Origin of the sequence: Pseudomonas sp. MWU12-2029, from assembly GCF_023242425.1 — a bacterium.
Taxonomy (GTDB): Bacteria; Pseudomonadota; Gammaproteobacteria; order Pseudomonadales; family Pseudomonadaceae; genus Aquipseudomonas; species Aquipseudomonas kribbensis.
This window is the reverse complement of the sequence record NZ_JALJDY010000012.1, coordinates 113625-119927: the sequence shown is the minus strand read 5'-3', so window position 1 is coordinate 119927 and position 6303 is coordinate 113625. Positions and strand designations below refer to the sequence as shown.

Annotated in this window: 6 protein-coding genes; 3 read left to right on the top strand and 3 right to left on the bottom strand. The window is 62.7% G+C overall.

All coding sequences use genetic code 11. The features are described from left to right. Window positions 1-215 precede the first annotated feature (215 nt). Window positions 216-1037 carry an aldo/keto reductase gene (locus M5B44_RS25955; protein WP_134827457.1) on the top strand — a complete coding sequence of 274 codons (822 nt, stop codon included), beginning with the start codon at window positions 216-218 and terminating at the stop codon, window positions 1035-1037. A gap of 29 nt (window positions 1038-1066) precedes the next feature. Beyond that, a complete protein-coding gene (locus M5B44_RS25950) occupies window positions 1067-1537 on the top strand; it encodes a DUF1810 domain-containing protein (protein WP_085712507.1) in 471 nt (156 codons plus the stop codon). Here the strand turns inward: M5B44_RS25950 and M5B44_RS25945 are convergent. Then, complete coding sequence (locus M5B44_RS25945; protein ID WP_248740991.1) at window positions 1502-3862, bottom strand: DNA polymerase II; 2361 nt, start codon at window positions 3860-3862, stop codon at window positions 1502-1504. The two genes, M5B44_RS25950 and M5B44_RS25945, sit on opposite strands and share 36 nt — an antisense overlap. A 188-nt stretch (window positions 3863-4050) precedes the next feature. On the opposite strand from M5B44_RS25945, the gene M5B44_RS25940 reads away from it, so the two are divergent. Beyond that, window positions 4051-4491: a CBS domain-containing protein gene (locus tag M5B44_RS25940; protein WP_085712511.1), complete on the top strand. Its 441-nt coding sequence runs from the start codon at window positions 4051-4053 to the stop codon at window positions 4489-4491. On the opposite strand, the gene M5B44_RS25935 is transcribed toward M5B44_RS25940, so the two are convergent. Together M5B44_RS25935 and M5B44_RS25930 are read right to left on the bottom strand one after the other, a co-directional pair. Next, window positions 4492-5115, bottom strand: coding sequence for a glutathione S-transferase N-terminal domain-containing protein (locus M5B44_RS25935; RefSeq protein WP_248740990.1), 624 nt, complete (start codon window positions 5113-5115; stop codon window positions 4492-4494). Window positions 5116-5202: 87 nt separating this feature from the next. Further along, entirely contained in the window at window positions 5203-6291 is a 1089-nt protein-coding gene (locus M5B44_RS25930; RefSeq protein ID WP_248740989.1) for a DUF1615 domain-containing protein, read from the bottom strand. Between the last annotated feature and the right edge of the window lie 12 nt (window positions 6292-6303).

Here is a 6303-nt window from a genome sequence, read left to right as displayed (position 1 = left end):
AGCCTTGATTGGCAAGGCCTACCGGGGTTTTGACCGCGATTTTATTACGGACAACTGCGCAACTTCTTGCGCACTTCCTAAACGCCCTTTCAATACATCGCAGCAACAGAACCTCGCCATAATCGCCTCAACGGGCCGACACACCTCATTTGGAACCCATGGGCTATCCTGCTGCCCACTTAAAGGTATCGACCGTTTTCAGATAGGAGGTTTGAATGCGTACCCTCGAACTGGCTGGCGTGCAGGTTCCGGTGATTGGCCAGGGCACCTGGCGCATGGGCGAAGACCGTTCGGCGCACAAGCGTGAAGTGGCGGCCCTGCGCAGCGGCATCGAGCTGGGCATGACCCTGATCGACACCGCCGAAATGTACGCCGAGGGCGGTGCCGAAAGCGTGGTCGGTGAAGCCATCGCCGGCCTGCGCGATCAAGTGTTCCTGGTGAGCAAGGTCTACCCGCACAACGCCAGCCGCAAAGGCATTCCCCAGGCTTGCGAACGCAGCCTGCGCCGGCTCGACACCGATTACATCGACCTCTATCTGCTGCACTGGCGCGGCCAGTATCCGCTGGACGAAACCGTCGAGGCCTTCGAGCGCCTGCGCGAGGACGGCAAGATCGGGCGCTGGGGCGTGTCGAACTTCGACGTGGACGACCTCGAAGAACTGTCTTCATCGGCCTGTGCGACCAATCAGGTGCTGTACAACCTGGAAGAGCGCGGCATCGAGTTCGACCTGCTGCCTTGGTGCCAACAACAGCGCATGCCACTGATGGCGTACTGCCCGATCGGCCAGGGTGGCGCGATGCTGGCCGAGCCGGTGCTGAAACAGATTGCCGCTCGTCACGGCGTGACCCCGGCACAGGTTTCGCTGGCGTGGATTCTGCGTCAGGATGGGGTGATTGCGATTCCCAAGGCCGTGCGCCCGGAACACGTGCAGCTCAATGCACAAGCGGCGCAGCTGCAACTCGATGCCGGGGATCTGGCGGCGCTGGACCAGGCGTTTCACGCGCCACAACGCAAGCAGCGGCTGGCCATGGTCTGAGCCACCGCCGACTGACAGAGGGCTTCGCCATGAGAAGCACTGATCAGGACGATCCATTCAACCTGCAACGTTTCGTGCTCGCCCAGGACCCGGTGTTCGAGCGGGTCCAGCGCGAGCTCGGTGAGGGCCGCAAGCGCAGCCACTGGATGTGGTTTGTGTTCCCGCAGTTCGCCGGGCTCGGCGGCAGCGAGATGTCCCGGCGCTTCGCCATCGGCTCCGCCGGTGAAGCCCGGGCCTATCTGGCCCATGAGCTGCTCGGCGCCCGGCTGCGCACCTGCGCGCAGCTTGTGCTCAATGTGCCGCAGCGTTCGATTGCCGAAATTTTCGGCCACCCGGACGACCTGAAATTTCACTCATCGATGACCCTGTTCGCCCAGTTCGCGGACGACGACAGCCTCTGGCATCAGGCGCTGGAACGTTACTTCCACGGCATTCAGGATGAATGGACCCTGCAGCTGCTGGACTCAAAACAGGCCCAGCTGCCCCCCGATCAGGGTTGAGAAATCGTCGTCGACAAACGGCAGGATCGCATCCGCCACCGGTTGCAGCTGGCGGGTGATGTAGTGGTCGTAGTCGATGGCCGCGCGGCGCACTTCCAGCGGCTCGGGCCCGGCCAGGGTGATGACGTAGCTGATCCAGCCGCCGTTCTGGTATTGCCGGGGGCGACCTTGCTCTGCGTTGTAATCGTCAGCCAGTCGCGCCGCACGAACATGCGGCGGCACGTTGCGTTCGTAGTCGTCGAGGGTGCGACGCAGGCGCTTGCGGTAGACCAGTCGCTCGTCGAACTCGCCGGCCAACGTCTTGCGCACGTACTCGCGCACATAATCCTGATACGGCTTGCGCTGGAAGATCCGCTCGTACAGCTCCTGCTGGAACTGCCGGGCCAGCAGCGACCAGTCGGTGCGCACGGTTTCCAGGCCTTTGTAGACCATTTCTTCGCTGCCGTCGGCGCGGGTCACCAGGCCGGCGTAGCGCTTTTTACTGCCTTCCTCGGCGCCACGAATGGTCGGCATCAGGAAGCGTTTGTAGTGGGTTTCGAATTGCAATTCGAGAGCGCTTTCCAGCCCGTATTGCTCGCGCACATGCTCGCGCCACCAGTCGTTGACGTGCGCAACCAGTGCCCGGCCGATTTGCGCCGCCTCCTCCTGGCCGTGAGGACGACGCAGCCAGACGAACGTCGAATCGGTATCGCCATAAATCACCGCATGCCCTTGTGCCTCGATCAACTGCCGGGTGCGCAGCATGATTTCGTGACCGCGCAAGGTGATCGACGATGCCAGCCGCGTATCGAAAAACCGGCAACCGCTGGAACCGAGTACACCGTAGAAGGCGTTCATGATGATCTTCAGCGCCTGGGACAGCGGCGCGTTGTGTTCGCGTTTGGCAGTCTCGCGACCTTCGGCGACCCGGGCGACGATGGACGGCAGGCAATGCCGGGTGCGGGAGAAACGCGCGCCGCGAAAGCCCGGCACCGAATCAGCGTCATCCGGATGCTGCAAGCCTTCGATCAACCCCACCGGGTCGATCAGGAAGGTGCGGATGATCGACGGATAAAGGCTCTTGTAGTCGAGCACCAGCACCGACTCGTACAGACCCGGCTGCGAGTCCATGACAAACCCGCCGGGGCTGGCCTGCGGAGGATTGGTACCAAGGTTCGGCGCCACAAACCCCTGACGGTGCATCAACGGCATGTACAAATGAGTGAACGCCGCCACCGAACCGCCGCTGCGATCCGCCAGCAAACCGGTGACGCTGGCGCGTTCCAGCAAGAACTTCAGCAGTTCAGTCTTGGCGAAGATCCGCGTGACCAGCTCGCAGTCCTTGAGGTTGTACTTGGCCAGTGCCGGTTTGTCCTCGGCGAACATGCGGTTGATCTCGTCCATGCGCTGGTACGGGTTGTCGATGGACTTGCCCTCGCCGAGCAAGGTCTGGGCGACGTTTTCCAGGCTGAACGACGGGAAACTCCAGGTCGCCGAACGCAGGGATTCGATGCCATCGATGATCAACCGCCCCGCCGCTGCCGCGAAGTAATGAGTGCGGCTGCCGTGTTCGCGCCACTGCATTTCCTCGCCGCCGCGCCCGAGTTTGAGCGGCACGCCGAGGCGTCGGGCGTGTTCGTGGAGGACGCGCAGGTCGAACTGCACGAGGTTCCAGCCGATGATCGCGTCGGGGTCGTGGCGGGCGAACCAGTCGTTGAGTTTCTTCAGGATCAGGGTGCGCGATTCGCAGTACTCGAGGTCGAAGTCGACGATGCTGTCATCACCGTTCGGCGCGCCTAGCATGTACACCTGGCGCTCGCCGCAGCCTTCCAGCGCGATGGAATACAACTCGCCCTGCTCGGTGGTTTCGATGTCCAGCGAGACCAGTCGCAGTTGCGGGCGATAGTCGGGCGAAGGCTTGAGGTGGGCGTCGAGCAGCACACCCTTGGCATCGGGCGTGCCACTGAACCATACCGGCGCGGTGATGAAACGCTCCATCAGGTAGCGTTCGGGCGGTCGCACATCGGCTTCGAAGACGTCGACATTGTGACGGTTCAGCGCGGTTTCCAGACGCATCAGCTGCCCGTGTTGCTGGCAATACAGCCCGAGCACCGGGCGATGTTCGAAATCCTGCAAGGCCAGGGGGCGCAGTTCGACGTTCTTTTCGCCCGCCAGCACCCGCTCGGCCTGCTCGCGCTGCGCCGCCGGGATGAACGCCACCGACGGCTGATGCGGCAGGCGTACGCGGCGCGGCCCGGCGTCGGTCGCCAGCCAGAACTCGACTTCGGTGCCGGCCGGGGTGTCACGCCAATGCCGGGTCAGGACGAAGCCCTGCTGTAAATCCACCACTGCGACCTCAAGAATTGATTCAGACAGGCATTCTACGCGGCATTGCCGCCTCCGGTGGCAAAGGCCTCGCCAGGAAAAAACCGTCAAATGACGTTTTTTGCGTGTTATCTGCCGTTTTGCGACCTTGCTCTGCGCGCCACGGTCTACGATGCTTGGAGAACAACGACAACACCTGAGTAACCGCCATGAAAACCGTCGCCCAGCTGCTCAAGCTCAAAGATCAGAAAAATCAGGAAGTGCACCAGATCAAGCCCGATCACATGGTGCTCGAAGCGCTGATGAAGATGGCCGAGAAAAACGTCGGCGCCTTGCTCGTGGTGGAAGACGAAAAAGTGGTGGGCATCATCAGCGAGCGCGATTACGCACGCAAACTGGTGCTGCACGGGCGCTCCTCGGTAGGCACACCAGTGCGCGACATCATGGTGGCGAACGTGATCACGGTGGACACCCACCAGACCGTCGACACCTGCCTGAGCATCATGTCCGACAAACGCCTTCGTCACTTGCCGGTGGTGGAAAACGGCAAACTGCTGGGCCTGCTGTCGATCGGCGACCTGGTCAAGGAAGCGATTGCCGAACAGGCCGAGCTGATCAAACAGCTGGAGCAATACATTCGCGGGGAATGATCAACCGGGCCAATGCCTTGCAAAGACCGGCGCCAGCACCGGGTGCCGGTCGATGCGTTGCAGCCACGCATAAAACCCCGGCCGGGCCTGGCGCAAGTGTTCGCGGGTGCCGGCCCAGCGCGTGACCACGGCCGCCAACACATCCAGCGCGCCCGGTGTTTCATCGTCCAGGTACAGCTCGGCGGAAAACTGGTCGGCGAACACTTCCCACATCCAGTGCAATCGCTCCCGGGCGCCGGCCATCAGGTTCTGCCGCGATGCTTCGTCCGGCATCACCAGCCAGCGCTCGGGGTAATCGATGACGCCGATGACTCCGTAGCAATTGCTGACGATGTACACCAGTCCGCGAATGGCCTGGTCACGATCAGCGGTATCGGCCGGCAGCAGGCCTGACTTGGGAAAGCTCAGCCCCAGGTGAATCAGGATCGCCGCGCTTTCGGTCAGGGCGCTGCCATCGGGCAGTTGCAGGGTCGGAATCTGCTTGAGCGGATTGAGCCTGGCCAGTTCCTGCGCCGCTTCGGCGCTGGCTTCGGTGTCGATGAAGCGATAAGCGATCTGGCACAGTTCGAGCGCGGCCTCGATGGCCGCTGCCCCTGAATTCCTGTGGCCGTAAAGTTGATACATGTTCCCCCCTCGAAATAGCGACTCCCGTCTGCTCAGGAGTGTAGAAGGCGCGGCGGATATCGCCGCCGCGAGCCGATGACCGAGTCGTCAGTCCCGGGCCATGCAACGCCGATAACGCTCGTCGACCCGTTTGGCGAACCACGCGGTGGTCAGTTTGCGGGTGATCTTCGGGCTTTGCAGGACAATCCCCGGCAGCACCGCTCGCGGCAATGATTTGCCTTCGGCCTTGTCCGCCAGTTCGAAGACCCGTTGATACAGCTTGGTCTCTTCGAATCCCAGGGTGTTGCCCTTCTCTAACTGATCGCGGATCTGCGGATTTCGCATGCCCAATGACTTGCCTAGCGTGCGCACCGCCATTTCGGTGGTGCCCGGCATGATCGAGTCGTAGCGGATCAGGTCGCCATCCAGCGCCAGCGGCACACCCGACACACGACTGACCGCATTCTGAAACGCCGCGTTGCGACTGGCGTACCACCCGGCGTTGAAGTCGGCGAAGCGGTACAGCGGCTCGCGATAACTCACCGGATACCCCAGCAAATGAGCGATGCCGAAGTACATGCCGCCTCGGCGGGTGAACACTTCGTGGCGAATCGTGCCGTTCACCGGATACGGATAACCCTTGGCGTGCTGCTCGGCGAATTCGATGCTGACCTGCATCGGCCCGGCGGTGTGCACCGGGTTGAAACCGCCAAACAGCGTGCGCCCCATCGGCACCATGCCGATGAAGTCATCGAAAATGGCGCTCAGGTCTTTCTCGGTACGTGCTGCGCTCAGGCGTTCGCTGTAGCTCTTGCCGTTGGGCGAGCGCACCTGCAAGGCGCCACTGACCAGCAGGCTCGGGATGTGCACTTTGGCGGCACGCCGGTCGATCTCGTCGCGGGCGATCTTGCCCAGGCCGGGTACCGGCGGATCGACCTGAAAGGTGGACTCCTGCTCGGCGACGGCCAGCACCGAACACAGGTTTTGCGTGGTCGGGCTGATGCCCTGGGCGGCGAACGCGGTGTAGATGTCCGTGGCCCAGCCCTGGCGGTCGGCGGTTTTCGCCGGCAGCAGGCGCACGATCTGCGCCTTGACCTCGGCCGGTGCGCGCGGGGCCGGCTCCTGGCTGCGCTGCCCGGCGCAACCGGCCAGCACCAGCAGCGCGGCGAGGCTGAGAAATAATCGAGGGCTTTGCATAACGCTCCATAA